The sequence below is a fragment of the Shewanella sp. 10N.286.51.B8 genome (genome assembly GCF_041469325.1).
In the GTDB taxonomy this organism is placed as follows: domain Bacteria; phylum Pseudomonadota; class Gammaproteobacteria; order Enterobacterales; family Shewanellaceae; genus Shewanella.
Genome location: NZ_JBFRKG010000058.1, coordinates 1 through 2,372, shown reverse-complemented (window position 1 = coordinate 2,372; position 2,372 = coordinate 1). Strand labels below are relative to the sequence as shown.

The window sequence follows — 2,372 nt, the reverse complement described above, 5'->3', positions numbered from 1 at the left end:
TAGACGAAGGGGACCCGGACATATTGTTTCACTTCTAATATAACGAAGACCTATAAGTAACACTTTAGAAGGCTATTAAAGTGAAACCGCCGTGCTCTTAATAAAAATAGCGCGGTGTCCTAGGCATCTCTTCTTTAATCGAAGGGGACCCGGACTGGCGTTATACTCTACCAAAGAGTGAATACTCATTAAGTTCTGTAGGCTAAAACTTAACGCTTGAATTGTTGTAAAATTGGTGGAGCTACACGGGATCGAACCGTGGACCTCTTCGCTGCCAGCGAAGCGCTCTCCCAGCTGAGCTATAGCCCCTCAACTTTACAAATTGCATTTGGACATGCTGCGATAAATAATCACATCGTGTCTCAAGTACGGGGCGCATTCTATGCAGCCTGCCCAAAAGTGTCAACTCGTTTTTTAAGAATTTATTCTAGCTGCTACAAAATCAATCGCTTTGGATATTCTTTGTTCGCAACGAGCCTTTCCAATGAGAAATAAGGTTAAATCTACAGCAGGTGACATTCCGGCGCCTGTAACAGCGACACGTAAAGGCATTCCAACTTTACCCATTCCTACTTCAAGTTCTGCTGCGGTGTCTTCAATTGCTTGATGAATTGCTTCAACAGACCAATCAGATAGAGCAGAAATTTTTTGTTGGATTAACTTAAGTGGTTCCATTGCAACACCACGCAAGTGCTTTTTCGCTGCATTTTCATCAAAAGCGTCGAAATCTTCATAGAAGTAGCGACTAGATGCGGCTAACTCTTTTAAGGTTTTCGCTCTTTCTGCAAGTGCTGTGACAACTTCAGCTAAAGCAGGGCCGTTTGTGGTATCAATTTTTTGGTCATCCATATGCCATTGAAGGTGGCCTGCAACATATTCTGGTGCCGACTCTTTAATGTAATGCTGGTTTAGCCAATTTAATTTGTCAGTATTGAATGCAGAAGCTGCTTTGTTGATGTCATCTAATTTAAATAATGAAATCATTTCATCAATTGAGAATACTTCTTGATCGCCATGTGACCAACCTAAACGAACTAAGTAGTTCAATAGGGCTTCAGGTAAATAGCCATCATCACGGTATTGCATTACGCCAACTGCGCCATGACGTTTTGATAATTTAGCGCCATCGTCGCCTAAAATCATTGATACGTGCGCATATTCAGGAACAGGTGCACCTAATGCTTTTAAAATATTAATTTGGCGAGGGGTGTTATTGATGTGATCTTCACCGCGTACAACACAAGTGATCCCCATGTCCCAGTCATCAACAACTACACAGAAGTTATAAGTTGGCGTGCCTTCAGTTCGGGCAATGATCAAATCATCTAAAGTATCGTTAGCAAATTCGATGCGACCACGAACATGATCATCAAATACCACACTACCTTCTGTAGGGTTTTTGAAACGAATAACAAACGGCTCGTCAGTTTCACGTGGCGCTAAGTTACGACAATGGCCATCATATTTTTGAGACTCACCATTAGCAGCTTGTTCTTCACGCATTGCTTCAATACGCTCACGTGAGCAGTAACACTTATATGCACTGCCTTGTTCTAGCATTTGAGCAATGATTTCATTGTAACGATCAAAGCGCTTGGTTTGGTAATACGGGCCTTCATCCCAAGTTAAGCCTAACCACTCCATACCTTCTAAGATCGCAGCGCAAGCTTCAGGTGTTGAACGTTCAATATCTGTATCTTCCACACGTAAAACAAACTCACCTTGGTTCGCACGAGCATATAGCCAAGAATAAAGTGCTGTACGAGCACCACCTACATGTAAAAAGCCTGTTGGGCTTGGAGCAAAACGCGTCTTAGTTGTCATAATGGGACACTGACCTATTTCTGAAAACGTCTATATAAAGACAGATATAATAAAGTGGCAGATATTCTATACCCAAACCACCACATTATGCGAGTTCCACTCTTGTTATTTTCATTCTTGTGGAGCAGGCATTCACTATAGTCAACGTCATCTAATATTGCGCAATCAATTTAAGTTTGAATATAAAGGTTAATAGTAGTCTACTAACTAACAGGTATTAGTGGAGGCAGAAAGAATATAATAGGGGGCTTATCAATAGTGAGATGTTATTTATTCGCCAAAATCTGGTTGATGTCAGCAAAAGGCGGTCTAATGCGTCTAACAATCAACCAAGACGGCTGTTTTTAGCGCGCCTGAACTTTTTTAATCAAAAAGTCGTTGACAGTATTTCGTTGCTCCCTATAATACGGCCCCACACAGCGAGGTCGATTAGCTCAGCTGGGAGAGCACCTCCCTTACAAGGAGGGGGTCACTGGTTCGAGCCCAGTATCGACCACCATTCTTTTTATAAAGAATTAAAACATTATAAAATCCCAGGTCGATTAGCT

Annotated in this window: 1 protein-coding gene and 2 tRNA genes; 1 reads left to right on the top strand and 2 read right to left on the bottom strand. The window is 41.7% G+C overall.

The genetic code is table 11. The features are described 5' to 3' along the window. Positions 1–233 precede the first annotated feature (233 nt). Together AB4160_RS18405 and gltX are read right to left on the bottom strand one after the other, a co-directional pair. Positions 234–309: transfer RNA gene (locus AB4160_RS18405), tRNA-Ala, on the bottom strand. Positions 310–414: 105 nt separating this feature from the next. Beyond that, positions 415–1,824: a glutamate--tRNA ligase gene (gene gltX, locus AB4160_RS18400; RefSeq protein WP_102436489.1), complete on the bottom strand. Its 1,410-nt coding sequence runs from the start codon at positions 1,822–1,824 to the stop codon at positions 415–417. A 423-nt stretch (positions 1,825–2,247) separates the two neighbouring features. Here gltX and AB4160_RS18395 point away from each other — a divergent pair. Further along, a tRNA-Val gene (locus AB4160_RS18395) sits at positions 2,248–2,323 on the top strand. Positions 2,324–2,372 lie beyond the last annotated feature (49 nt).